A 26,902-nucleotide genomic window follows, 5' to 3' on the forward strand; every position below is an offset into this window, starting at 1 on the left:
CACAAAAAACAGGAAAACATCTATTAATTTCTACGGTTCAACCACTGTAGAATTTTTCACTTCTTTGATCATAAAAGAACTCTTCGTACTCGCAATTTGTTGCAAATTAGTGAGTTTCTCCACCATAAACTCCCGATATTCTTGGATGTCGCGGACACAAATTTTCAGGATATAATCGTAATCTCCCGACACATGAAAGCACTCTAAAACTTCGGGAAACTGGGAAATTTCATTTTCAAATTGGGAAATATAATCTTTTCGATGTTGAATAAGTCTTACATGACATAAAACAACGAAACTTTTCTGGATTTTTTCATTGTTGAGCAATGCTACATATTTCGAAATGATCTTCTGTTTTTCTAGTTTTTTAATCCGTTCAAAAACCGCAGTAACTGACAAATCGAGTTCTTGAGCGAGCTGTTTTGTAGTTTTTTTTGCATCAGTTTGGAGTAGAATCAGTAATTTTTTGTCTTTAATATCCAACATTGAAAGATTTTTTTTCGGTGAAACTTTGCATTAATTATCAAATATAGATTTAAATTCTATTATTTAATTAAATTTTCTACTTATTTTCTAAATTTCTAGATGTTCATTGTTATTTAATTGGAAAATAAAGATTTTTAATAAAAAAAATCATGGAAAAATTTAATGCAGCAAACAACATTCAGGATTTGCAATATTTTGGAGAATTTGGCGGAGTAAATCCCTCTATTTCCGACAGTTCCACTTACACATTTCTATCGGCGAAAACCATGTTCGATACCTTTGAAGGAAACACAGAAGGTTGTTATCTTTACTCGCGACATTCCTCGCCAAGCAACCTATATCTAGGGCAAGCTTTGGCACAAATGGAAGGAACGGAAAGTGCAAATGTAACTGCATCTGGAATGGGAGCGATCACTTCTACCCTGCTACAGCTTTGCAAAAGTGGCGACCACATTATTTCGAGTCGTACTATCTACGGTGGAACTTATGCATTTATGAAAAATTTTCTGCCGGGGTTGCAAATTAATACTTCTTTTGTAGATATCACCGATTTAGATAAGGTTGAAAGCGCCATTAATAAGAATACAAAAGTGATTTTCTGCGAAACAGTAAGCAATCCCCTTCTTGAAATTGCAGATCTAGAAGCGTTGGCAAAACTCGCTAAGAAACATCAGTTGAAACTTGTTGTAGATAATACCTTTTCGCCGCTTTCAGTAGCTCCTATTCAGCTCGGCGCCGATATTGTCATTCACAGTTTAACCAAATTCATCAACGGAAGCAGCGATGCAGTAGCAGGCGTAGTTTGCGCAACATCGTCATTCATCAATGATTTAAAGGACGTAAATTCCGGGGCATGCATGTTACTGGGACCAACTTTGGATAGTTTGCGAGCATCCAGCATCTTGAAAAATCTGCGGACGCTACACATCCGGATAAAAAAACACAGTGAAAATGCTCAATATCTGGCTGAAAAATTCGAAAATGATGGTTTAGATGTAAAATATCCAGGTCTGAAAAGCCATAAACAACACGAACTTTTCAGAAAAATGATGAACGAAGTATATGGATTCGGTGGATTGCTTACCTTAGATGTGAAAACAGAAGAAAAAGCTAACGAACTGATGGAGTTGATGCAAAAAGAAAATTTAGGTTATCTCGCGGTAAGTCTCGGGTTTTATAAAACAGTATTTTCTGCCTCAGGTAGCTCAACATCTTCCGAAATTCCCGTAGATGAGCAAAAAGAAATGGGTCTTTCTCCAGGTTTGATCAGAATGTCTGTTGGGTTAGACCACGATATTCAGCGAACGTATGAAAAAATGAAAAAATGCATGCAACAAATAGGAATTTTGTAATAATATTCTCATAATAAAAAAAGGCTTCTCTACGAAGTCTTTTTTCTTTTAGACGAAATTCTAATAATTTACCTAAAACAACCAAAAAGCTCTTACATTTTTATTAAAACCTTTGCCCCTATAAAAACACATGCTATTTCAATGAAAAATAAATTATAAATAAATGATAAATATTTGGTTTTAGATTTTTTCACTTAATTAAATCTTTTTATATTTACCTGCTTTTTAATAATAAAATAAACACACAAATTAATGAAAAAATTCATTTCCCTTATGGGCATTGCATTCTCATTCTATGCTCATGCACAAGTAGGAATCAACACCACTACGCCATCCAGTTCTTTTGATGTTTCAAAATCTTCTGTTGCTACTGTAGCCGATGGAGTACTCGTAACAAGAATTTCCGGCGAAGAACTGAAAGCCAAGGATGCTAACTATAGTACTAATCAGCATGCTACTTTAATTTATGTTACCAGCATTCCGACGACTACATCTCCAAAAACTTCCAACATTAAAACGCCCGGATTTTATTACTATGATAACACCATCAGCAAATGGGTAGGCGCTTTTCGAAATAACAATTTCCCAAAATTTTTCTACATGCCATCGGTATTGGTAAACACTTCCACCTTGGGAACAAAAACGATGGATTTGTATAATTTGTACTATACACAGTTCAATACTCCCCCCGTAAAAAGCACCGGATCGACAGGCAGTATTCCTACTCTTCCAAAAAATGAACTGGAATATTATGTTACCTATTACGATACTGCTCTGATGAACAATGTATCTATAACTGCTGATGGCGTAATGTCATACAACGTGATAGGGAACGCTTCTGATGCAAGTTTTATGAATATTGTATTTGTGGTAAAATAACCGATGATGAAGCAATTTTATAAAACCTTTTGTGGGGCTCTGCTGTTTATTTCGGGGATGGTATTCTCTCAGTTTACCATTACCAATACTTTTAGAACAAATGACGCGACTGGATTAAAGATTGGAGATAACGCGACCCTTACAGCCGCCACAGGAGTTGATCCCAACGGAAGTGGTTGGCTGCGGCTTACCAACAGTTCACCTAGCCAAAGAGGTTACATGTATGTACAACAGTCGTTTCCTACAACCTTGGGTGTGATGGCGGATTTTGAGTATGTGTCATGGAGATCTTCAAACGATAGTTTCTTAGGTGCTGATGGATTTACCTTTTTTCTTTTTGACGGAAGTATCACTGATGCCAAATTCAAATTGGGAGGATACGGTGGATCTTTAGGTTATGCCAACACTGGCAATACCCCGGGTCTAAGTGGAGGATATATCGGCGTAGGCTTTGATGAATACGGAAATTTCGCTCGTGCAGCAGAAAATAGGAACGGAGGAACTACTGTTTCTGTTCCCAATGCGGTCGTGCTCCGTGGTCCGACATCAGCAACTTATACTGCATCGAACCCGTATTTAACCCACACTGAATTGGGCGACAGAACAGGAGGAGCTAATGCCATAAGAGCCCGAAATGAAATTGATTACAATACCATTGTAACTGCTCGACCAGCGCCTAGTGAATTCTACAGAAGGGTGCAAGTTTACGTTACAAAATCTGGAAGTGATTATGTAGTCAACGTAAGGTGGAGAAAACAAGGCGAAACCACCTTCACCAACATTCTTACTTATACGATGAACGGAACCACGTATCCGCTGCCACCTACATTAAAGCTTGGTTTTGCTGCTTCTACCGGTGGTGGATATAATTTTCATGAAATCCGAAATATTTTATTGACAACGCCAGGAAACATTCGTGTGGACAGCGGATCCAATTCTGCATCACTCTGTAACGATATAAAAGAGAACCCTGTTACTTTTTCGATTGAAGTAAGTAATGATACCGCGGCAAATTTAGCTGATATTAATTTTTCCAATCAGATACAGGACGCTGCAGGAAATCTTCTGGATATCACTAAATTTAAAATAACAAGCCTGTCAACTACTGGATTTACAAGTTCAACCCTGCCAACCAGCAATTTTACGTCCAACAATATCACCGGTAAGTTAGGTTTGGCGAGCAAAACTTCTGGAATCATTACGATCACCGGGAACTACTTTAAAAAATCCATTCCAACCAATCAGAGTTTCAAAAGTGTTTCTAAGGTAAACACTACGGAAATTACAGACAGCGATCTCACGAATAATACGACAACCACTGCGATCTATGCTCGAAAATGCAGCATTCTTACGAATCCGTCGTTGCCTTCTTATAGTAAATAAAAATATGCACAATAGCGTAATAAAAAACCGCATTCGTCGAAAATGCGGTTTTTTTAATGTTTAATCAAACGAATTCGGATGGAATTGCTTGATTTCATCTACCGTATCGAGGACTTTATTTTTTAAATAATGTTGATATTTTTGCAATTTGGCTGCGACAGTTTCATCGGAAGTTCCAATGATTTTCGCAGCTAAGATTCCTGCATTTACGGCTCCGTTCAACGCTACTGTTGCCACAGGAATCCCCGATGGCATCTGCAAAATCGATAAAATAGAATCCCAACCATCAATAGAATTTGACGATAAAATTGGCACACCAATTACCGGCAAAGTAGTACAACTCGCAACCATTCCCGGCAAATGAGCCGCTCCGCCCGCTCCAGCGATAATTACCTTCAAACCGCGATCTTTAGCAGAATTTGCATACTCAAACATTCTTTCGGGAGTTCTGTGAGCCGAAACCACCGTTAATTCATAAGGAATTTCTAGAGATTTAAGAAAATCCGCTGCTTGTTGCATCACCGGCAAATCGCTTTTGCTACCCATTATAATTCCTACCATTTTTTTTAAATTTTTTCTATCGTTAAAAAGATAATATTTTCAAATTTACAAAAATAAAACTTGGCCGTTTTACTCCTGTTATATTGTTTCCGCCTTCACTTTCACTAAAGATTTGATGTGAGTGAGTTTTTCTAAAAGTTCTTCTCGGGAATTGGCTAAAACATTGATGTGACCCATTTTTCTACCGGGTTTTGTATCGGTTTTGCCATAAAGATGGATGTAAGTTTGAGGAAGTTTCATCACTTCATTTAAACCTTCGTATTTCACTTTTCCTGAGAAATTTTCTTCTCCTACCAAATTCAACATTCCTGAAAAACCAAAAATTGTGGTATCTGCTAAAGGTAAATTTTTCACCACGCGATAAAACTGCTCAAACTGGGAATTGGCATTTCCTTCTTGGCTTTGATGACCGGAATTATGGAGTCTCGGAGCAGTTTCATTCACCCAAACTTTCCCGTTTTTATCCAAGAAAAGTTCGATCGCAAATAAACCAGGTGAAGCAATTGCATTTGTAAATTGTTCAGCAATTTTGGTAATTTGATCTTCCACATCCCCAGAAATTGCCGCGGGACAAATATTAAAATCCAAAAGATTCAGTTTCGGATCGGCAACCATTTCTGTCACCGGAAAGGTTTGGCTTTCACCAGATTCGTTGATTCCGATAATCACCGACAATTCCTTATCTATATCTACCAAATGCTCCAAAACCGACGGAACATCCCACATTTTCTGCAAATCTTCTTCTGTTTTAATGATTTGAACGCCTTTTCCATCATATCCACCGGTGTTCATTTTTTGAACAAACGGAAGTGAAAAATTTCTTTCCGAAGCATTTTGAATCGCTTGAAATTCCGGACTTGGAATTTCATTTTCCAAATAAAAGGATTTTTGAAGGATTTTTTGTTGAATGATTTTTACGCTTCCAGAATTCGGAACGACTTTAACACCTTGTTTTTCAAGTGCTTCCAAAGATTCCGCATTTACATGTTCAATTTCAATCGTTACGACATCTTTGTCTTTTCCGAAAGCCAAAACATCGTCATAATTATTAAAATCACCTTTCACAAAATGAGAAATTCCAGCACACGAACATTCGGGATTTGGATCCAAAACATGGAATTCATCATCGTATTTCAACGCTTCTTGAATAAACATTCGGCCCAACTGACCACCTCCTAAAATTCCGATTTTCATTTTTATAGATTAAATTTTATTTAAAAATAATTTATTCCTTTTTTTAATTCATTTCATAAAATTCCAGCGGCAAATCGTCGGGATCCTGAGTGAAAAAGAATTTCTTGTTGGTAAATTCATCCACCCGAATTTCTTCACAAACTAATCCTTTGGAAATCAATTCCGCTCGTTTATCCTCCACATTTTCTACCGCAAATGCCAAATGCCTCAATCCGCAACTTTCTGGTCGCGAAGGCCGTGCCGGCGGATTAGGAAAAGAAAACAACTCAATAACATACTGATTTTCAATACCTAAATCCAATTTATATGAATCGCGTTCCGCTCGATAAACTTCCCGTAAAATACGAAGTCCCAAAATTTCGGTATAGAATTTTTTGGAGATTTCGTAATTCGAACAAATAATCGCGATGTGATGAATGTGCATTCTAATTTTTCTTTTTCTCTAAATTTTTCAAAATAGCTTGAGATTTTAGTTCAGTTTCCTGCCACTCTTTTTCAGGTGAACTTTCCGCAGTAATACCACCACCAACATAGATTAAAGCTGCATTTTTGAAAAACTCCGCACACCGCAAATTGACAAAATATTGTATCGTTTCCTGTGTTTCAACTTGAATATATCCAGCATAAAATTTTCGAGGGTGAGTTTCGAAATTTTCAATAGCTTTTTGACAAAAATCCTTCGGTATTCCGCAAACAGCAGGAGTTGGATGAAGTTCTGCAATAAGATTTTCGAGGTCAAATTTTTCAATTTTTGCTTTAAAATCAGTTCTTAAATGCTTGATATTTCCGGAAATATGATCGTAAGTTTCCGATTCATTGACTTCTGAAGCGAAGTTTTTAAGAATATTTTTAATGAAAAGTGTGACCGGTTTTTGCTCTTCCAACTCTTTTGAAGTCCAGGATTCTTCGACAGGAAGCGTTCCCGCGAGACTCATGGTTTCAAATTCGGAAGTTTTTTTATTGAATTTCCCAAGAACTTCGGAAAATGCACCGATCCAACAACGATCATCTTTTATAAAAAAATAGACAAAAGCATTCGGATAAGATTGACATAATTTCAGAAAAGTTTGGTTCAAATCAACGGAAAATCCATCAAAATCAACCAATTTTCTTCTGGAAATCACCAATTTTGAAAGATTATTTTCTTTAATAAAGTGAATTACATTTTCCAGTTTTTGTTGATATTCAACTTGGTTTTCTTCTTGGAAATCAAATAATTCACTTGATAAATTTGAACTTAAAAAATTCAGATTTTGAAAATCAGAAAACGAAATTTCTTTTAAATCTCCCTCAAAATCAATTCTTTCGGATTGATCAAAAGAATGAAAAGAAACATTCTGCGAAGCAAAATTTTGCTCAGTGGTCCACAACGTTTCGGAGAAAGGAAATCTAAAAAAAACCATATCTACTGCGGTCTTGGAATGATATTGTTGGTCATCGTGGTGTGATTGATCAGTGCTCCTTTTTCGTCACGAATTTCGATTTCGGAAACATGCATGGTATTTCCTTTTCTGATAAATCTTGCGGTTCCTGTTATGGTACCATCTTTCTTACTTCGCAAATGATTGGAATTAATATTGGTTCCCACGGGCACTACTTTCTCGGTATCGACATGCAAAACGGAGAGACAAGACCCCAAGGTTTCCGCCAAAACGCAGCTTGCGCCACCATGTAAAATCCCGAAAGGTTGATGAACTTTCGGAGTAACCGGCATTGTGGCAGTAAGCGATTCATCGGTAACATCTGTAAAAACGATGGATAATGTTTTGCCCAAATTTTCGCCACCCCAATTATTTAATTGATGTAATAATTCGCTTTTTTTACGGTCTTCCATATTGAATTTTAGAAATTAATAGATTTTAGGATTCCATTTTTCAGGATATTTCGGAGTGATTTTTTTGTAATAATTCTCCATTTCCTGCATGATATCTTCGAAAGTCCGGGTTTCCAAATCTTCTACAGAAATTTTATAGCCCAGATGGATTTCTTTGTGTTTGAAATCGCCTGCTGCAACCACAATCGGAACTTTAGCAGCGAGTGCCATGTGATAAAAACCTTTGCGCCATTTCGGCACCCAACTTCTGGTTCCTTCGGGAGTGATAACGAGGCTGAAATCGTCTTTTTTAAACTCATCGGCAACGAAATTGACCAAATCGTTTTTCTGTGAACGATCAATCCCAATTCCACCCAAAGCTTTTACGATAAAGCCATACCAAGCTTTGGTATGCGCATCTTTGATGATGATTTTCAGTGGCTTACCTAGCGCCCAATATGCCAAATTCCCTAAAATATATTCGGAATTAGAAGTATGTGGAGCTACCACGAGAATGCATCGGTTGAGATTATCGACATCGCCTTCGAGAACGATTTTCCACCCGATGAGTTTTAGGATTAGTTTTCCGAGGAATTTTTTCATTTTGAAATATTTAAACAAAAAAGTATAACCAGTGTATTGGTTATACTTTACAAATATATTGAATTAATATTCTTAACTAAAATAAACTGCTGATGAAATCGATGATTTTGATTGCGATTTCAATAACGAACTGTACCATGATTTGCTGTTTTTAAATGTTAACTGATAGCTCATCGAAATTAACTGTACGAAATTAGCATTTTTTTTAATTAAAATACAAATTCCGGTGTTAAATTTTATTAAAATTTGCATTGGAAGAACAAGCGAAAAGCGGATTTTTTATATTGATAAATACCTCCGCCTTTGCTTAACCACTCTCATTATTTAGTTTTGATGGAGATTTCTTTCTTCCCGTCTTTGATGGAAATATTCACATCCTGAAGCTTATCAAAATCTACTTTCATGGAATCGATCACTTTATCAGCTTCTACTTTTGGCATTTTTTTTCCGTTGATGATTACACTGTCGGCATCATTGGAATTGTACTGAATCGTAGAGCCGTTGATCTTAATTTTATCTTTTTCGATCACCACGCCGTTGTCGTCATTTTCATCATCATTTCCGTCGCCATCAATGTCGCCATCGAGGTTTACGCCGTCTTCTTTCAGTTTGAAAACTTTTGTGGACATCGGAACTACCAATTCATAATTCACATTATAATCGCGGAAACGGTGAGCGTAAGGATATTTCACGAAATTTGGCAAGAGGATTTTGTTGTTTTCAATTTCCACAGGAACGTTCAATTGAATCGGAACATTGTAACCTTCTCCTTCTTTTTTAATGATTAAATATGGTGTTTTCACATCCGCTTTTCGGGTTACATTTACGTAAGGATAATCTTCTTCATACACTTCTTTTTTGTCGGAATAAATATCGTCATCATATCCGATGAAGTTTTGCGGAATCACGACCTGTTTTATATCTACATACAAACTGTCGGAAGTGGTATTGATCGCCACGTTTTCGGTATCTACTTTATGACCTTTGTAGATCATATCTTTTTTCGCCATGTTGATTCCGAAATAAGTTCCGAATGCCAAAAGGATTAAAAATAAAGCTCCAAGTACATATCCTACATTTCTTAATTGAGTTTTCGGTGAGATTAATTTAATGGAAAGCAAGCTGAATAATAGTGCAGGAATCAATATTCCGATAATCATCATTCCGTATAAAACATTGCTCATTCCATCGTCTTCAAAGAGAAAATTGAATTCTCTCATCGGCGGAAATTCTGCACCACCACCGAATAATCCAAAGATGAAAAACGCTCCAATGATACAACCAACCGCCATGAAAGCGAAAATACTTCCTAAAACATATCTTATCACGTTCCACAAACCGCTTCCGGCTGTGTTGATATAAGGTTTATTTTCGTTGTAGATCTCGCCTACTCTTTGGGTAGATTCGTTGGCGAATTGTACCAATTTGTTGGATTCATTTTTTAAATTGTCAAAATTCATGGGCTTTCCCTTCATTTTCAAAAAATCCGTTGCAGTTTCTGCTTTTGGCAAAACGATCCAAAGAATTACATAAATTAAAATGATTAATGAAGTAGAAATTGCCGCAGTGAAAACTCCTAAAATCGCGATTCCTAACCAAATGGCGCGCATCGCGCTGATATCCATTCCAACATAATGAGCCAATCCGGCGCAAACTCCAGCGATTTTTTGTTTCTCAGGATCACGGAAAAGTTGCTTTTGGCCGCTATTTACTGCAGATCTACTTTCTTTTCTGGCATTTTTTTCCGAGAAATAAGCTTCTTCTTGTTCTTCGATTTGCTCAGGTTTTCCGATTTGGGAAATTACTTTTTCCACATCAGCATCGTTGATAACTTCTCTTTTACCAAGAGTATCTTTGAAAATTTCCACCATTCTGATTTCGATATCGTGCATTACCTCATCTGCTTCGTTTGCATCCAAAGAGCTTCGGAGCGCTGCAAGATAATCGCTGAGTTTGATGTATGCATGTTCCTCGATTGTGAAAGAGAAACCGGCGAGTCCTATTGAGAGTGTCTTGTTCATGGTTTTAAGTATTTGGCTGGAACGAGCTTTCAGGTGCGTTCGTCGGGTTATTGTTTTTAGTAATTTGGTTTACAGATTCAGTAAGTTCATTCCAAGTATTGAGCAGTTCCGCGAGAAAAAGTTTGCCTTTTTCGGTAATCTGATAGTATTTTCTTGGAGGTCCTCCGGTAGATTCTTCCCATCGGTACGAGAGGAATTCTCCGTTTTTCAATCTTGTAAGCAGAGGGTAAAGGGTACCTTCCACCACATCCAGTTTTCCTTTTTTGAGCTCGTCGATTAAATCGGAAACATACATTTCTCGTCGGTCGATAAGACTCAAAATACAGAATTCCAGAATTCCTTTCCGCATTTGCGCTTTGGTGTTTTCTGTGTTCATATTATTTGAGGTTATTAATTGGTATCTTATTAAAATTTTCCAGCTCTTAGATTTGGAATCTCATTCTTACAATGCAAAGATATAAAATTAGTTTAGTAATATGCAATACAAAGTAGTGAATTTTTTAAAATATTTTTAATTAAAAAATTAATAAACTTTGAAAATTCTTTTATTAATAAGCCTTCCCATGATATTTACAATTTAAAATTAAATTCAAAAAGAACCTGCTTCGTTGCTGAAAAAGAGATGTTATCTTAAATATGAATAAAATAAACTGTAGAAAATAGATTTTAGAATAAAAACGAACACTAAAAATATATAAAGAATCTCACCAAGTTGATATCGTTCTAAACAATTACATTTGCAAGGTTAAATTTTGAACTTTATGAAACAATTAATAAAAAATTATTCAGGAATTATACTTCTGATCATCGGGATTACCACCGGAAGTTTCATTGGGATTTTCTTTCCAAAAGCGGTGGATTTTCTTAAACCACTTGGCGATATTTTTCTTAATTTATTGTTTGTAAGTGTCGTTCCATTGGTTTTTTTCACGGTTTCCAATTCGATTGCTTCACTGGAAGAGCAATCGAAATTTGGTAAAATTATTTTCTCAATGATTTTTACATTCCTTTTATTCATCATCATTGCAGCTCTTTTTACGATTACCGCGGTGTATTTTTTTCCCACTGAAGCATTGCCTTCAACCTCTAAAGAAATCCTGGAAACCGGCAACAACGCAACTTGGGGCGATCGAATTGTGAGTTTCTTCACAGTCGGAGAATTTACCGAACTATTTTCGAGAAAAAATATGCTTGCATTATTGATTTTCGCCTTTCTCACCGGAACCGCAGCCAGAAAAACCGGTGATGCAGGAAAACATTTTACCCTTTTTCTCGCTTCCGGCTACGAAGTGATGAAAGAACTTTTATTATTAGTAATGAAGGCTGCTCCCATTGGTTTGGGTGCCTATTTCGCTTATCAGGTCGCGACGGTTGGACCTCAACTTTTTGGATTTTATGCTAAACCGCTCGGCTTATATTACGCAGCCGGCGTTGTTTATTTTCTTGTCTTTTTCTCGATTTATGCATTCGCTGCAAAAGGAAAAGATGGCGTAAAAATATTCTGGAAAAACAATATTTACCCAAGTTTAACGGCAATATCCACTTGCAGTAGTTTCGCCACGATGCCCGCAAATCTTCAAGCAGCAGCAAGAATTGGCGTTCCCGATGCCATCGCCAATATCGTAATTCCGATTGGAAGTACGCTTCACAAAAACGGTTCGTCGATGTCTTCTATTATTAAAATTTATGTAGCATTCCTCATTATTGGGCGCGATTTTTTCGATCCAATGAATTTGCTTTTAGCTTTAGGAATTACCATTTTCGTGAGTATTGTTGCAGGCGGAATCCCGAATGGAGGCTACATTGGTGAAATGCTGATGATTTCCGTTTACCAACTTCCTGTGGAAGCCATTCCGGCGGTGATGATTATTGGAACTTTGGTGGATCCGTTGGCGACTGTTCTCAATTCTACCGGAGACACCGTTGCCGCAATGTTCGTCACCAAAATTTCCGGGGAAAAATTTCAGGAACCCAAAGAATTTGCGGTGTAATTTTTTAATAAAATTTAATATCATTAATAATGAAAAGCCGCTTCAACTGAAACGGCTTCTCTATTTAAAACTAAAAATTATTGATAATGATAAAATCTTGCTCCCAAAGAAAGTGGGTTTTCAGTTTCAATACTTTTCAGTCCAAACCCTTTATAATTTGGATTTACCGAGGATTCCAATTGTTTTCGGTGGAGTTTTTCGTAGGTTTCAAAATCAATAGCTTTTCTGTTTTTCAGATTTTCGAAAACATTCCATTTCTGAACCACTTCTCGCCAAGATTTTCCGACTTTGCCTGCAAATACTTTAGCTTTCGAACCGCTTCCGTAAGCTAAAAATCCGATTTTTTGATCTTCTAAATTTTCATTTTGATCGTAGCTCACCTGCATTGCAGAAAGCAAAGCCATAAAAATAGAAGCCGTGTACATATTCCCAACTTCCGAAGAAGCGCGCTGCGAAGGTTCTATTTTTTCATTAATAAATTTCAGGTAATCTTCAGATTTGGCAACCGTTTTTTGCTCTTCGGGACTTTGGTAAGAAAGTCCGTTTTCTAAGCTGTAAATTTCGGTAAAAACCCTTTTCCCATGGAATGCATACGGCAAATGGAAAATCAGGTAGCGCCAGTTTTCATAGGGTTTTTCAATTCCTGTCTGTTCTTTATAATGCTCGTAAGCTTCGCGAATTCTGTCTTGGTAACATTGGTTGGAATATTGTCCGTCGAAAACCGGTTCATCCGTGAAAATCTCAATTTTATCGGGCATGAATTCTGTAGCTGAAGTTAAATCGGATTTCAAGGCCTCTCTTCTTGGTTTAAAGAAGTCAAAAACACTTTCTGTTGCCACTCCGTACACATTTTCTATTTCTAAAAGCTGAGGATTATTGGACAAAAGAAACGCCACTGCACCACCACCTTGGGTGTATTCTCCGGAACTTGCCAATTCATATTTTGCATAATCAGAAGCAATAACAACGGCTTTTTTTCCTGGATTTACTCTACAAAAATCTAAGCAATTCTGGAGCGCATCTACCGCGCCTACACACGCGAAAGTCATGTCCACCACATCGCAATTTTTGAAACAACGTTTCCCGAAATCTTTTTCCAAAACGTTTTCCACCATTTGCATTGCGTAAGTCGCTGTCGGTTTTGCCGCATCTAAAGCACTTTCGGTTCCGAGATATATTCGGGAAATATCTTTGGGGTTAAGCTGGTTATCTTCAATAAGTTTCAGTAAGGCTTCTGCTGCGAAAGTGGCTGCATCTTCGTGCACATCGGGAAAAGCCATTTTGTGTAAACCCAAACCTTTCTCTAGTTTTGCGGGTTCTATATTTCTTTTCTCTGCTAAATCCTTGATTTCCAAATAAAGGGAAGGAACGTGGAAGCTTGCCGCCTCAATACCATATGTCATACTGCTTAAATTTTAAACAAATTTCTGAAAAATATTTTCCACTGAAAAATAAAAAAGCCGGAACTACAAGCTCCGGCAAAAAAATTATGGGCAAAGTAAAAACTACTTGTATGCTTCAATCGCTTTATTAAGCGCATCAATCTGTTGATTGATGGTTGGGCTCGACGGATTTGCTTTTAAAACAGTCATTTTTTTGGCAAGTCCATCTTTCAAAATTTGTAAAATCATCATTTTTGCTTGTGGATTTTCACCAATTTGTTTTTTCACTTGGGTTAAAACTTTGGTTACATTTTCCGTTGCTTTTAAATTATCGGAACTCATAATCCAATTAAAACCTTCTTCAGCTGCTGCTCCCAATTCCGGATTCTGGAATTTAATGAAAGGATAAAACGCCGCTGTAGAAGCAATTGCAGGCATTTGTTTTTCGATTTTGTTTTTTACGATAACCGGTAAAAGTTCGGAAATTAAATCCTCACTAGCGCTTTCCAAATCAATTTTGTCGGCCAACGTGGCAACTTTCGCAGGATCTACAAGCGAAATTCCGCTGAGTGAACTTCCTTTTACCGAATTAGAAATAGCATTCATTCCTTTTTCGAAAAGCGGCAAATATTTTTTGTCTTTTGTTTTTGCTAAAGCTGAAATCGCCGCACTTTGAACCAGCGTTTTCGGATCGTTCGAAGCCATTTTTTCAACTTCCGAAAGCGCTGCTTTTGCCTGATCTGGTTTCGAAAGATCTAATCCGCTCAAAGCTTTCATTCGGATTCTAAAGTTGGTATCTTTCAACGCAGCAACCAATGTTTTGAGTGAAGCCGGGTTTACACCTTTGTTTTCTACCGCATTTTCTACTGCTTTATATCTACTCAAAAATTCTTTGGAGTTGGTATATTGCGTGAAATACTGTTCCGGTGTTTTGGTTTCGGTGAATTCTGCTAACAAAATTCCATCTGCATTAATATTGATGAAATCAGGATTTTTGGCAACTTGGAAAGTAAAATCGTTCTTTTCTCTCGCTGCAACCCAAACATTTTTTCTGGTTGGTTTTCCGTTTTCGTACACATCAATCGCCAATGGAAACTGGAAATTTTCTCCAATTTGATTTTGATTAATAGTCACAGTTACCGTTTTCTTCACCGGTTCAAAAGATGTGGTGTAAGAAATTTTCGGATGGCCGCTTCCGTAATACCATTGATTGAAGAACCAGTTAAGATCTTTACCGGAAACTTTTTCCAGAGAAAGACGAACTTGCTGTGCTTCGCCCGTTCCGTATTCATTGGTTTTCAAATAATCATTTAATCCTTCAAAAAATGCATCATCACCCAAATAATTTCTGAGCATATGAAGAATTGAACCTCCTTTGTTATAAGAAACTGCATCAAACATATCTTCTCTGGAATGATAATCGAATCTCACCAAATCTTTTGAAACATTGGATGGATCGCGGAAATACCCTTCGGACGCTTTCATTAAAGTATAATCGGCAAAATCTTTTCCGTATTTGTATTCGTTCCAAAGGTATTCGGAATAATTGGCGAAAGACTCATTAACAGTAAGATTGCTCCAGCTTTCCGCGGTAACCAAATCGCCGAACCAATGGTGAAAAAGCTCGTGAGAAATCACATCTTCCCATTTGTTTTCATCGATTAAATCTCCAGGTTTTTGTTGAGCAGATTCTTGGTGAAGAACCGCTGTGGTATTTTCCATCGCTCCGGAAACATAATCTCTTGCAGTAATTTGCGAATATTTAGCCCAAGGATAATCATAATTCAATCGCTTCGAGAAAAATTCTATCATTTCCGGAGTATTTCCAAAAATTTGTTTTGCGTAAGGTTCGTATTCCTTCTCCACATAATAATCTACAGGAATATTTCTCCATTTATCTTTTACCACAGCATACTCGCCTACTCCCATGAAGAATAAATATGGCGCATGTTTTTTGTCCATCACCCAATGATCGGTGCGCATTCCGTTGTTTTCTTTGGTTGAAGATTTCATCAAACCATTGGATAAAGTGACGTATTTATCCGGAACAGTCATGTAGATTTCCTGAGTGGTTTTTTGGTTGGGTTTATCGATCGTTGGAAACCACGCGGAACTAGCTTCGGTTTCTCCTTGAGTCCAGATTTGAGTTGGTTTATCGGTGTCTTTTCCTTGCGCATTGATGAAGTAAAGTCCTTTTGCGTCAGTTATCGCTGAGCTTCCTTTGTCTTTAACCTCATTCGGACGAGCCGTATATTTGATGTAAACAGTATAATCCTGGTTTCGATTATAAGTTTTGTTTAAATTAATTTTCAGGACATCATTTTTATAATCGTATTTTAAAGGCGTTTTCGAACCATTTTTATCCAAAGCCACTTCGTGAATCAACATGGCTTTTGCATCCAAAACCAAAGAATCCGATGGGTAAAAATACGGACTTGCAGTCAACCATTCTTCGCCACTCATCTGCTCTTTCGCATAGTCGAAACTCACCTTCAGTTTCGTATGTTTCAGTTCGGTAGATTTGGTATGGGTTTGTCGGTACACTTTTGCTCGTCCGGAAGTTTCGGTCTGCGCGAAGGCATTTCCGGTAAACAAAATTCCGAGTAAACTGATGGATAGGATAAGTTTCTTCATTTGAAATAATAATTTTTATTTTGCTTTTTTGGTAATTAGGATATCGAAAATATCGTTGACGATGCTTTCATATTCTCCTTTTTTCAATTGTTCTTTGCTTTTGGTAAATGCTTTTTTCAGATCGCTTTCTGTGTTTTCATCATCGATGATTTCTACAGATTTGATGCCTTTGATCTGAAGCAAAAGTTCTGTCAGTTTTTCGAAACTGGCGTTTTCATCAAGATGTATTTTTAATGATTTCATTGCGTAATAAGTCTTATAATTTCAGGAAAAGTTACAAAAAAAGTGAAGCAGGAAACTTCACTTGATATTATGTTTTAATTATCTTTTAAAATATTTTTGATAATTCTTGGATCTTGTTTGCAATGAAAGAAAAGTTTAATGACAACTACTTCTTCACTTTTAATTTCATAAAACAATTTCACTTGCTTTTTCCCAATCAATTCGACCTTTATTTGAGGAAAATTTTCTACCGATTGATGTTTAATTATTCCATCGCGGATCGTTTGTTTGAATTTCTTAATATCATTTTTAAGTATTGCTATTTCCCTTTTTGTCCAACGTCTTTTTAGAAAATCATAGATTTCGTTTAATGAAAATATTGCCGTTGAAGTTATCAAAAATTTCATTTCTTATCAAAAATTTGATCAAGCAAATCATCTGTTAATTCTTGATAATTCCCGTTCTTATAATCCCTTTCACTCTGCTCCATCACTTTCCCGAAATATTCGGAATTTTCGATTTCTTCCCAGGAATAGGTTCTATCTTCTTCTGAAACTTGCACGCTTTTTATGCCTTTGATTTGTGTCAAAAGTTTTTTGATAAAAGCCAAATCCGCATGATCTTCTAATTGAATGGTAAGTTCCATTTTGTTTAAATTTTAATTCAAAGTTAGAAAATAATTTTCTAAATCACTGAAAAAGAATAAAATAGAAAATATTAAATCGCAACCGGCGCTTTAATTCCCGGATAAGGTTCGTAATCTTCTAAAGTAAAATCTCTAAAATCGAAATTGAAAATATCTTTGATTTCCGGGTTCAATTTCATTTTTGGTAAAGCTTTTGGTGTTCTTTGAAGCTGTTTATTGACTTGCTCGAAATGGTTATTATAAATATGCACATCGCCGAAAGTGTGAACATAATCGCCCACTTCCAAATCGCAAACCTGCGCAACCATCATCAATAAAAGCGCATAACTCGCAATATTAAACGGAACTCCGAGGAAGACATCTGCACTTCTTTGGTACAATTGCAAGGACAATTTTCCGTTCGCTACATAAAACTGAAACATCGCATGACAAGGCGCTAAAGCCATATTCGGGATTTCTGCAACGTTCCATGCGGAAACAATTAATCGTCGCGAATCCGGATTTTTTTTAATCTGGTCGATCACTTCAGAAATTTGATCAACAATTTTATTATTAGCACCTTTCCAGCTTCGCCACTGCGCGCCGTAAACCGGACCTAGATCTCCGTTTTCATCGGCCCACTCGTTCCAGATGGAGACGCCGTTATCAGTTAAATACTTAATATTGGTATCACCTTTCAAAAACCACAACAGCTCGTAGATAATCGATTTTAGATGAACTTTTTTAGTGGTAACCAACGGAAAACCTTCTGACAGATCATACCGAAGCTGATACCCGAAAACGCTTCTGGTTCCGGTTCCGGTTCTGTCGGTTTTATCGGTTCCGTTGTCGAGAATATGCTGCAGAAGATTAAGATAGTTTTGCATTGAAATTAATTTGAAAAGGTCATAATTGGTCCATTCGGAAATTGAAATTCATGGGAATAAGACTGCTCAAATTTACCAAATTTTTACAATTTTTTGTTGAGTTCCATTCATTGAAAATACCTCGCTTTCCGTTTTTCCGTTCATGGCTTGTGCTAATGGGCTTTCCGGAGAAATTAAAAATATTTTCTTTTTTTCATAATCGATCATTCCCAATGAAACTGCGATATAAAATAAACCCTTATCCGTTTCCACCAAGCTTCCCAAACCTACGTTCTGATGTGGATTTACACTGATCGACTTCAGAGAATTTCTCAACCGAATATTTTCATTCAATTGGATTTGCAGATTATTGATTTCCTGCTGAACCATTTCGCGCGAGGTTTCGTATTTGTCGCCCATCGAACTTTTGGTTTCGTTATTTGCAGCGCGGGTTTCGGCAATTAGATATTCTAAATGATCAATTTTTTCAGATAATTTATAATGAATGATTTTCAGGATTTCGGGTTTGTACATCCAATATTATTTTTTCATCACCGCATAACCTCCGACTGGTAAATAGAAATTTTTATCCAAAGAAAAATCTTTCACCGGTCCACTGAAAACGTTATAAAAAACTCCTGCAGCATTGGCATCATCAATGGTAAAAGAAACATTATCTTTAGAAAAATTCAGCACCACTAAAACTTCATCTTTGCCGTTTTTTCGAACATAAGCCAAAACTTTATCGTCTGCAGAAGTTTTCAGGATATAGGTTTCTGCAGCGTCATCACCACCTCGAAGCGCAGGATTGTTCGATTTGAGCTGGAGCAAAGTTTTATAGAAATTGTGCAATTCATTATTTCCTGTCCATGGAATTGGATCTTTCTGGAAAAACTCTAATCTTTTGGTTTTTAAAGGAAGTTCCTGTCCATTATACATCAACGGAACACCGTTCCAAGTGATGCAAAACACTGCCAAAGGTTTTGCCAGAGCGCCGTACTTTTCATATTCAGTTCCGTTCCAAGTATTTTCATCGTGGTTGGAAGTGAACCAAGCTCTCATCGAGCCATTTCCGATTGCTGAATATTTCCCGAGAAGGTCTTTCAATTCACCAAAAGAAGCTTTTCCTTCGTTGAAATCTTTGGTTTTGTGCATCCAACTCCAGACATAACTTGCATCGAATACCTTTCCGTATTCCGGATTTTCCAACTCATCGAATTCGCCGAGCCAGAAAAGAGGTTTCAACTTTTCAACTTCCGGTCTTGCTTGTTGCCAGAAATCAACCTCAACCCATGATGCTAAATCGCAACGGAACCCATCAATATTGGTTTCACGAACCCAAAACTTCATGGCATCGATCATTGCAAGACGCATTTTCGGATTTTTGTAATCCAGTTCGATGATATCATCCATTCCGGAAGCTTTTTGGAAATCGTTTGTTTTTGGATCTATCAAATAAAAATCGGGATTGGTTTTAGTCCAAACATGATCCCAACCGGTATGATTCGCCACCCAATCGATAATGACTTTGAAACCCATTTTGTGTGCTTCATCCACCATGTGTTTGAAATCTTCCATGGTCCCGAATTCCGGGTTGATTGCGGTGTAATCTTGTGCTGCGTACTGACTTCCGAGAGGTCCTTTTTTGTTTTTCTGAGCGATCGGTGTGATTGGCATAAACCAAAGGGTTTTCACGCCCATTTCCTTCAGTCGCGGCATTTCTTTTTCGAACGCGCGGAAAGTTCCTTCCTTGGTATATTGTCTGATATTAACTTCGTAAATATTCGTTGTATGCTTCCATTCTTTGGGCAAATCGCTCATTTTAGTTGATTTTTGGGTAGTGCAGGAAATAATTCCTAATCCAATGATGGCTAAAAGTATCAGTTTTTTCATGCTAATGATTTGTAGCAAATGTATTATTTTTAAATGGAAAATCCGAACGATAGATTATTAAAAATCAATTTTAAAAAAAAAATGAACTCAAGTAACCGAGCATAAAAAAACCCCGACATTTCGGGGCTTTGTATGTATTTTAAATTTCGTCGGCATCTTCTTCTTCGAAGAAATCGTCATTGAAATCATCTTCTTCTTCATCATCGAACCCTTCGTCTTCATCAGCAAAAGTTCCGGAAGTGAAATTGTCATCAAAATTCTCAAAATCATCATCCAACAAAGGAATTGCAGCGTTTTTGGTTCCTTTTTTTCCACCAGATTTGCTCGGTGCTTTTAGAGGCATATTGCCGAAACGGAACACAGTGATCGGATAATTTACGGCTGGTTTTTCGTCAATAATTTCAACCAATTCGCAGAAAAATTCCCACAAATCTAAGAAACCATATTGAAAATGTATCTTGTCGCCTACTTTCTCGAATGCTTCATTAATATATACGTCGGACATGATTTCTCCGTCGCCATCGTCGCTCATATCTTCTAATGGAACCGTTTTTGTCACGGTACCATCTTGATCCAAAATATTGAAGAGCGATAAATCTTCACCCAAAAGAGAAAATGCACTTTTGATTCCCAAGTGGAGATTCCAAAGATTTTGTTTATCTTTAATTTCGACATCTCTGAAAATATCGTCCTTGGTATCTAAAATAATGCGGATTTTATAAACCATTTTAGTATGAAAGTTTAAGATGAGTTTTAGTATGAATTAGGGTGCAAATATAAAACAATTGCAATTTGACAAAAAAAAATTTTAAGCGTTTTTATTAAAAAAGTTTTGCTTACATTTTGCCGTTTTCTAAATGCTTTTTTCGAGCATAAAACTAAACTTCGTGCCCTCCAAATATACGCTTTCTACGGAAATATTCTCACCATGAGCTTCCAAAATATGCTTCACAATAGCAAGCCCTAAACCGGATCCTCCTTCGTTCCGGCTTCGGCTGGTTTCTACCCGATAAAACCGTTCAAAAATACGGGTCAGAACTTCCGGTTTTATTCCCATTCCGTTATCTTCTACTTTCACCAAAACTTTGTTTTTTAGGATATGAGTTCGGATGATGATTTGCGCTTTTTCCCGGTTGGCGTAGTGAATTGCGTTTGAGATTAAATTAATCAAAACTTGAGAAATCTTCTGCTTGTCGGCATTCACAAAAATCTGATTTGCAGAACTTTGTAGTTGAACAACAGAAGTTTTTCGTTGCGCTTCCAGATCGAGCAAATCGATTACTTCGCGGATTAAAGAATTAAGTTCGAATCGGCTTACATTTAGAGTAATTTCACCGGATTCGTATTGGTTGATCATATCGAGATCTTTCACGATATTCAGAAGTCGCTCGACAGATTTATCGATTCTTTCTAAATATTTATCGCGGATTGCGAGGTTTTCTACTCCGCCGTCGATCAATGTTTCCACATAACCTTGAATGGAGAAAAGCGGTGTTTTCAGTTCATGAGAAACGTTTCCGATATATTCTTTCCGATAGGTTTCCATTTCCTTCATGGTATCGATTTCGGTGGCATTTTTCTGGCTGAATTCGGAAACTCTTTCTCCCAATTCCTTAAAGTTCATATCATTCTCATCTTGCGGTAAAAAATCGCCGGGCAAAATCGTAGAGATTTTTTTGATTTGTTTTTTGCCGTAATAATTAAACAGATATTCTAAAATCAAATAATTGAGAGCAAAAATAAAAATTACACAAAGTAATAGGGTGAGGTAGAAATTGTTTTTTTCGGTAAAAACCACATCGTTGGTATAATCGAAAATCATTGCGATAATCGACATGACCACCGTTAGAAAAACCGATGCAACTAAAGTAAGCCTGTGAAATCTCATTTCACAAATTTACACAACTAATTTGTAACCAATCCCCTTCAGTGTTTGAATGGTTCGCAAGCCGAGTTTTTCGCGAAGTCTTCGGATATGTACGTCGATGGTTCTTTCGCCCACGATCACGTCATTTCCCCAAACTTTTTCAAGGATTTCTTCTCTTTTGAAAACTTTGTCGGTATTGGAAGCAAGCAGATACAAGAGGTCGAATTCTTTTTTAGGAAGCAAAAACTGTTGTCCAGCTTTCGAAACGCGGAAATTGTTCTTATCGATAATTAAATCACCAATTTCGATGTTTTTGGAAGAATCTGAAACTCTGGAAGTAAGCTGCAAAAGTGCATTTACTTTAGAAATAAGGATTTTTGGTTTAATGATTTTCACGATATAATCGTTGGCACCTGCCTGGAAACCGGCTAATTGGGAAAACTCTTCGCTTCTTGCGGAAAGAAAAACGATGAGGGTTTGTTGTAATTCTTTAATTTTTCTTAAATCCTGGCACGTTTCGATGCCGTCTTTTTCTGGCATCATCACATCCAGAAGGATGAGATCCGGAAAAATTTCACGGGCTTTTTCGATTCCTTCAATTCCGTTCAGTGCAGTAGAAACATCGTATCCTTCTTTTTCTAAATTATAGGAAAGAATTTCCAAAATATCCTGTTCATCATCAATTAAAAGAATTTTTTTCTGTTTCATTTTTACGTTTTAACCTTTCAAAATTAATAAAAAATACCTAGGCTAAGGCAACACTGATCTTTATTTACAAATAATTAACATTCGATTGTTTTTGTTCAAAAATCTTTAATGTAAAATTAAAAGTGAGGCAACACCCAATCGCAATACAATATCTTCCTTTGCATCGAAATAGAAACTAATTTAAAAGAAGAAATGAAAATAAGAAAACTGAGCGTTGCGGTCCTATTTTTACTTACTTCATCTGGGATGATTTACGGCCAGCAAGTAGTAAATGATACAGTGAAAAAGGAGAAAAACCTCGAAGGTGTCATTATTCGTGGTAATGGAAATAAAAAATCGGAAACAGCATTGCTGCTGGATCAAAAAAAAGCAATCATACAGAAACAATCAATTGGTGCAGAGGAAATTACAAGAAAAGGAATATCGAATGTAGAGCAAGGATTGACTAAAGTAACGGGGATTACCACCGTAGAAGGCAGAGGATTATTCGTAAGAGGTTTGGAAGAGAGATACAATACCTTGCTTGTGAATGGTTTGGGATCACCATCGAATAACCCTTTCCAAAAAATTATTGCCTTGAAACAGTTTCCGACAGATGTAGTAGGAAAACTTAATATTTATAAAACATTTAACACCAATTTGTATGCTGATTTTGCAGGAGCTACCTTCGATATAGAAACGCTTACTATTGATCGTTCTTTCTCGAAAGTAGAATTCGGTTTTGGTTACAATACCCAATCTAGCTTTAAGGATTTCAAAGTAAATCCAAATGCATACACGATGAACGGATATTTAGGGCTCAACTCACAAGACCGCCAACTTCCGGATGAAGTAAGAAATTATGTACCTTCCAACTATAATTTCACTCAGGAAGAATCAGTAAAATCATTTAAAGATGGGTGGAATGCAGATCAAATCAAAGCATTACCCAATACCAATATTGGTTTCACAACATCTCAAAAATTCAAAGTTAGTGATACCGGAGAATTAGGATTATTATTATCCCTGAACCAAGGTACAAAATATGAAATTACTTCGGGGAACAAAAACCAGTTTATCTCTTTGCAAACGGTAGGAAAAATGAATAATGATCTTTACCGAAAAGAATACATCTATGAGTTGGAGTCTTCTGCAATGGTTGGTTTGGGATACAAAAATAAAGGTTTAAATGTAGCTTTAAACGCTATTTTCTTACAAAATTCATCCAACAGCATTTCAGATTTTACAGGTTACAAAGATCAGAAGGAGCAGGATGCAGGAAAACGTTTTTTCAGGGTAGATCAAATGGATATTTCTAAATTTTTGGATGTGCAACTTTGGGCAAGCCAGAAAATCGGAGAAAGACATCTTTTCAAAATAGGTGGAAGCTGGGTGAAAAATAATTTTCAACAGCCCGACAGAAAAATTTCTGAAGGTTTCCTTACCGGAAGACCTAATGAAGTAGAAATGACTTTCGGTGGAAACAACCTCATTCGCCAGTATTTGGATGTTGATGGAAACAACTACCTTTCCGGATTGGCTGAATATTCAGTTCTATTAGGAGAAAAGGGAGACCGTCAAAGTTATCCTTGGCAACTTTCAGTAGGATACAATGGTTTTTTCGACCAAAGAAGCAACTCCTACCGATTCATCGCCTCTAACCTCGACAATGTAGCTTTAAGAACCGTAGTTGTGGATATTGATAACCCACAGAAAACTTATGACAACTATATTTTGAACGGCGCTTTCCATTTCAAAGAAGATACTAATGAAAATGGCTACCGTTCTAATCTTTATCAATTCGTAAATGCGGGGTATCTTAACCTTAATTATAAACCTGATGATTCTTGGGATATATTGGTTGGTGGTCGTGTAGAAAACAATATCAATATTACACGATACAAAGAGCAGAGTGACTTAAACTTCAATAATCTTACCAGAAACCAGTATTTTATTTTGCCCTCGCTTTCAATAAAGAAAAATCTCAATTCCAAATCCAATATTCGTTTCGCAGCTAGTAAAACCATTACAAGACCTATTCTTATTGAATATATGCCGATTGTATATATCAATCCAGATAACGAAAATATTATTGGAAATAAAGATCTGAAGAATAGCGAAAATTATAACCTCGATTTGAAATACGAAATTTTCCCTACCAATAAAGAACTTTTTGCCATCAATCTTTTTGCTAAAAAAATAAATAATGCTATCGAAAGAAGTTATACAGCCTCCGGAAACTCAAACGGTGTTGCTATTACTTTCTTAAATGCAAAAAACGCAATCTTAGGAGGTGCAGAATTAGAAGGAATATTAGATTTATCTAGGTTATCAGAATCTCTAAACCAATGGAGCTTAGGATCCAATGCTACTTTTATGTACTCTAAAGTTGAAAGAAGTCCAGAACAACTCGATCAGGAAAAGCCAGTAAACTTCACAGGAACTTTAAAAGAAAGAAAACTTCAAGGTGCAGCACCATGGACAGTAAACGCTGATTTGAAGTATGAATTCAAAAACGGACAAAACCTACCACATACAGCATCTTTGGTATATAATGTTTCGGGATCTAAAATCTTCACGGTAGGAACGTCAGGTCTCGATCATATATATGAAAGACCTTTCCATCAATTAGATTTTGTGTACAATGCACAACTTACCAAAAACTGGAACGTAAAACTAGGAATCCTCAACATTCTGAACAGTACTTATAAATTAGAACAAGGCGAAGACGGCACAATTCCTTTGGATGTACGAACCAACCTCCATACTGATTACAAACGCGGAACCTCTGTAAATTTCACCGCAGGATATACATTTTAAAATAAAAAAAATTTAATAAAAAATAAAATAATATGAAAAAGCACATCTTATCATTACTTACTTTAGCAATGGTACTTTCGGTAACATCTTGTACGGTAGAAATCCGTGAAGATGCCGATATTAATGGAAACGGGCAAACCAATACAGGAACTACAGGAGCTGTATTGAACGGAACAGGAACTCTTACCGGAACTTTAACTCAAAATACATTAGTAAAAAAAGGAAATTACACACTAGAAGGAATCGTAAAAGTTCCTGAAGGAATCACTCTTACTATAGAAGCTGGCGCAACTTTCACCGCAAAAACATCTGTAGGAAGCAGTTTGGTAGTACTACAAGGTGGTAAAATTTTAGCTGAAGGTACTGCATCTGAGCCAATTGTATTCACTTCAGACAACAAAAAACCTGGTGACTGGGGAGGAGTTACTCTATACGGTAATGCGCCTATCAAAGCTATAAACGGAGCTACAAGAGCCCTTTCGGAAGACGGAAACAATGTTTATTATGGTGGAGATAACCCTAATGATAATTCAGGTGTTTTAAAATATGTAAGAGTTGAATACGGTGGTAAAAAAATTGGAGACGGAACATCCGAAACCAATTCAATGACTTTCTATGCTGTAGGAGCTGGTACAGTGTTGGAAAATCTAGTTTCTTATAAAGGAACAGATGATGGTTATGAATTTTTTGGTGGTACAGTAAGCGGAAAAAACTTGGTTTCTTACGGAAATTATGATGATTCTTTCGACTGGCAAGATTCTTGGAGTGGACAAAGCAACAGCAACTGGTTTGCGTTCCAAACAGCTATCGGAAATTTCGGAATGGAAATTGAATCTTCAGGAAATGCTGATAATACAGCTCCAAAAATTAATAACATTACCCTTATTCGCGAAACTGGTACAAAACCTGAAACCGCTGGTTCTATAGAAATTACCGCAATTCAATTCAAAAAACATGGTTCTGGAATTTTCTCTAACGTGTATATGGATGGATACAAAAACACTGATAGCAAAAATGCTTACGCTGTTTTAATCCAAGATTCGGCAACAGAAACTGAGCAAGTAAACAAAGGGAAAATTAAAGTAGAGCCTGCTAACCATGTGAATTCTGATAACCTAAATGTTTGGGGATATGCCTTTACTCCGAATGGAGGGAAAACTTTCACCAGCGATTCTAATGTGAAAAAAGTAACATTAACTACAGGAAATTGGGCAAATGTAAACGGTGTAGATCTTTTAGCTGCATTGAAATAAGTTCTTCTTTTCTTTCATATCAAAAAAAAGCCACCTGCTTTCAGGTGGTTTTTTGATTTAAATTTATTAAAAAAAATCCTATTCCTCATCTTCGTACTGTTCAAGATAATAAGCAAATGTAAAATCATCCAATTCATCATCGGCATCTTCTAAAGTGACCAATAAATCTTCGAAGGTTTCGAGTTGTTCCACACTCATATTTACAAATTCCAAATGAAGTGGTAATGCGACAAACCCCGTAATGGAATCGTACAATGCATCCAAATTATCACCAAAAAATTCCGGAAGCTTCAGCTTTTCTTTTAATTGAACATAGAAATCATCATAGTCACCAAGCTCTGCGAAGTCGATATATACCGTGTTTGTCATG

Annotated in this window: 27 protein-coding genes; 6 read left to right on the forward strand and 21 right to left on the reverse strand. The window is 36.6% G+C overall.

Annotation, left to right across the window (positions count from 1 at the left end; translation table 11 throughout):
* Positions 1–30 precede the first annotated feature (30 nt).
* Positions 31–486 (reverse strand): Lrp/AsnC family transcriptional regulator, encoded by a 456-nt coding sequence (locus H0S70_RS07435; RefSeq protein WP_188320356.1) that lies wholly within the window; start codon positions 484–486, stop codon positions 31–33.
* A gap of 149 nt (positions 487–635) precedes the next feature.
* On the opposite strand from H0S70_RS07435, the gene H0S70_RS07440 reads away from it, so the two are divergent.
* From H0S70_RS07440 to H0S70_RS07450, 3 genes are all read left to right on the forward strand, one after another.
* Positions 636–1,838: an aminotransferase class I/II-fold pyridoxal phosphate-dependent enzyme gene (locus H0S70_RS07440; RefSeq protein WP_188320357.1), complete on the forward strand. Its 1,203-nt coding sequence runs from the start codon at positions 636–638 to the stop codon at positions 1,836–1,838.
* Positions 1,839–2,090: 252 nt separating this feature from the next.
* A complete protein-coding gene (locus H0S70_RS07445; protein ID WP_188320358.1) occupies positions 2,091–2,717 on the forward strand; it encodes a hypothetical protein in 627 nt (208 codons plus the stop codon).
* A gap of 3 nt (positions 2,718–2,720) precedes the next feature.
* On the forward strand, positions 2,721–4,100 hold the full coding sequence (locus H0S70_RS07450; RefSeq protein ID WP_188320359.1) for an L-type lectin family protein: 1,380 nt from the start codon (positions 2,721–2,723) through the stop codon (positions 4,098–4,100).
* Between the two features lie 60 nt (positions 4,101–4,160).
* Here H0S70_RS07450 and purE read toward each other — a convergent pair whose 3' ends face one another.
* From purE to H0S70_RS07490, 8 genes are all read right to left on the reverse strand, one after another.
* Positions 4,161–4,661: a 5-(carboxyamino)imidazole ribonucleotide mutase gene (gene purE, locus H0S70_RS07455; protein WP_123248435.1), complete on the reverse strand. Its 501-nt coding sequence runs from the start codon at positions 4,659–4,661 to the stop codon at positions 4,161–4,163.
* A 78-nt stretch (positions 4,662–4,739) separates the two neighbouring features.
* Entirely contained in the window at positions 4,740–5,855 is a 1,116-nt protein-coding gene (locus H0S70_RS07460) for a 5-(carboxyamino)imidazole ribonucleotide synthase (RefSeq protein WP_188320360.1), read from the reverse strand.
* Positions 5,856–5,898: 43 nt separating this feature from the next.
* Entirely contained in the window at positions 5,899–6,279 is a 381-nt protein-coding gene (gloA2, locus tag H0S70_RS07465) for an SMU1112c/YaeR family gloxylase I-like metalloprotein (RefSeq protein WP_188320361.1), read from the reverse strand.
* A gap of 1 nt (position 6,280) precedes the next feature.
* Positions 6,281–7,258 carry a chorismate-binding protein gene (locus H0S70_RS07470; protein ID WP_188320362.1) on the reverse strand — a complete coding sequence of 326 codons (978 nt, stop codon included), beginning with the start codon at positions 7,256–7,258 and terminating at the stop codon, positions 6,281–6,283.
* Between the two features lie 2 nt (positions 7,259–7,260).
* Complete coding sequence (locus tag H0S70_RS07475) at positions 7,261–7,689, reverse strand: PaaI family thioesterase (RefSeq protein WP_188320363.1); 429 nt, start codon at positions 7,687–7,689, stop codon at positions 7,261–7,263.
* Between the two features lie 15 nt (positions 7,690–7,704).
* Positions 7,705–8,271: a 1-acyl-sn-glycerol-3-phosphate acyltransferase gene (locus H0S70_RS07480; RefSeq protein WP_188320364.1), complete on the reverse strand. Its 567-nt coding sequence runs from the start codon at positions 8,269–8,271 to the stop codon at positions 7,705–7,707.
* A 320-nt stretch (positions 8,272–8,591) separates the two neighbouring features.
* Positions 8,592–10,292, reverse strand: a complete 1,701-nt coding sequence (locus H0S70_RS07485) for a PspC domain-containing protein (RefSeq protein ID WP_123248431.1) — start codon at positions 10,290–10,292, stop codon at positions 8,592–8,594.
* A gap of 4 nt (positions 10,293–10,296) precedes the next feature.
* Positions 10,297–10,668: a PadR family transcriptional regulator gene (locus H0S70_RS07490; protein ID WP_055041457.1), complete on the reverse strand. Its 372-nt coding sequence runs from the start codon at positions 10,666–10,668 to the stop codon at positions 10,297–10,299.
* Positions 10,669–11,053: 385 nt separating this feature from the next.
* On the opposite strand from H0S70_RS07490, the gene H0S70_RS07495 reads away from it, so the two are divergent.
* On the forward strand, positions 11,054–12,283 hold the full coding sequence (locus H0S70_RS07495; RefSeq protein ID WP_188320365.1) for a dicarboxylate/amino acid:cation symporter: 1,230 nt from the start codon (positions 11,054–11,056) through the stop codon (positions 12,281–12,283).
* 77 nt (positions 12,284–12,360) lie between these two features.
* Here the strand turns inward: H0S70_RS07495 and H0S70_RS07500 are convergent, their stop codons facing one another.
* The 11 genes from H0S70_RS07500 to H0S70_RS07550 all read right to left on the reverse strand — a co-directional run bounded on the left by H0S70_RS07500 (position 12,361) and on the right by H0S70_RS07550 (position 22,480).
* Positions 12,361–13,686 carry a hydroxymethylglutaryl-CoA synthase family protein gene (locus H0S70_RS07500; protein ID WP_188320366.1) on the reverse strand — a complete coding sequence of 442 codons (1,326 nt, stop codon included), beginning with the start codon at positions 13,684–13,686 and terminating at the stop codon, positions 12,361–12,363.
* A gap of 102 nt (positions 13,687–13,788) precedes the next feature.
* Positions 13,789–16,299 carry a M1 family metallopeptidase gene (locus tag H0S70_RS07505; protein WP_188320367.1) on the reverse strand — a complete coding sequence of 837 codons (2,511 nt, stop codon included), beginning with the start codon at positions 16,297–16,299 and terminating at the stop codon, positions 13,789–13,791.
* Between the two features lie 15 nt (positions 16,300–16,314).
* A complete protein-coding gene (locus tag H0S70_RS07510) occupies positions 16,315–16,542 on the reverse strand; it encodes a hypothetical protein (protein WP_188320368.1) in 228 nt (75 codons plus the stop codon).
* Positions 16,543–16,616: 74 nt separating this feature from the next.
* Entirely contained in the window at positions 16,617–16,928 is a 312-nt protein-coding gene (locus H0S70_RS07515; protein WP_188320369.1) for a hypothetical protein, read from the reverse strand.
* Positions 16,925–17,167 carry a hypothetical protein gene (locus H0S70_RS07520; protein ID WP_123248425.1) on the reverse strand — a complete coding sequence of 81 codons (243 nt, stop codon included), beginning with the start codon at positions 17,165–17,167 and terminating at the stop codon, positions 16,925–16,927. The genes H0S70_RS07515 and H0S70_RS07520 overlap by 4 nt, the downstream gene beginning before the upstream one ends.
* Positions 17,168–17,238: 71 nt before the next feature.
* Complete coding sequence (locus H0S70_RS07525; protein ID WP_188320370.1) at positions 17,239–18,033, reverse strand: thymidylate synthase; 795 nt, start codon at positions 18,031–18,033, stop codon at positions 17,239–17,241.
* 72 nt (positions 18,034–18,105) lie between these two features.
* Complete coding sequence (locus H0S70_RS07530; protein ID WP_188320371.1) at positions 18,106–18,546, reverse strand: hypothetical protein; 441 nt, start codon at positions 18,544–18,546, stop codon at positions 18,106–18,108.
* A gap of 6 nt (positions 18,547–18,552) precedes the next feature.
* A complete protein-coding gene (locus H0S70_RS07535; protein WP_188320372.1) occupies positions 18,553–19,905 on the reverse strand; it encodes an alpha-amylase family glycosyl hydrolase in 1,353 nt (450 codons plus the stop codon).
* Positions 19,906–20,044: 139 nt separating this feature from the next.
* Positions 20,045–20,632 carry an IS1096 element passenger TnpR family protein gene (locus H0S70_RS07540; protein ID WP_123248422.1) on the reverse strand — a complete coding sequence of 196 codons (588 nt, stop codon included), beginning with the start codon at positions 20,630–20,632 and terminating at the stop codon, positions 20,045–20,047.
* Positions 20,633–20,758: 126 nt separating this feature from the next.
* The gene (locus H0S70_RS07545) at positions 20,759–21,793 is read right to left on the reverse strand and encodes a sensor histidine kinase (protein WP_188320373.1); all 1,035 of its coding nucleotides are present in this window, start codon (positions 21,791–21,793) and stop codon (positions 20,759–20,761) included.
* Positions 21,794–21,802: 9 nt separating this feature from the next.
* A complete protein-coding gene (locus H0S70_RS07550; protein WP_188320374.1) occupies positions 21,803–22,480 on the reverse strand; it encodes a response regulator transcription factor in 678 nt (225 codons plus the stop codon).
* 192 nt (positions 22,481–22,672) lie between these two features.
* On the opposite strand from H0S70_RS07550, the gene H0S70_RS07555 reads away from it, so the two are divergent.
* Both H0S70_RS07555 and H0S70_RS07560 read left to right on the forward strand, forming a co-directional pair.
* On the forward strand, positions 22,673–25,279 hold the full coding sequence (locus tag H0S70_RS07555) for a TonB-dependent receptor plug domain-containing protein (protein WP_188320375.1): 2,607 nt from the start codon (positions 22,673–22,675) through the stop codon (positions 25,277–25,279).
* A gap of 32 nt (positions 25,280–25,311) precedes the next feature.
* Entirely contained in the window at positions 25,312–26,532 is a 1,221-nt protein-coding gene (locus H0S70_RS07560) for a hypothetical protein (RefSeq protein ID WP_088264378.1), read from the forward strand.
* Positions 26,533–26,610: 78 nt separating this feature from the next.
* Here H0S70_RS07560 and H0S70_RS07565 read toward each other — a convergent pair whose 3' ends face one another.
* Entirely contained in the window at positions 26,611–26,901 is a 291-nt protein-coding gene (locus tag H0S70_RS07565; RefSeq protein ID WP_031502334.1) for a barstar family protein, read from the reverse strand.
* Between the last annotated feature and the right edge of the window lies 1 nt (position 26,902).

Origin of the sequence: Chryseobacterium manosquense (genome assembly GCF_014623485.1) — a bacterium.
In the GTDB taxonomy this organism is placed as follows: domain Bacteria; phylum Bacteroidota; class Bacteroidia; order Flavobacteriales; family Weeksellaceae; genus Kaistella; species Kaistella haifensis.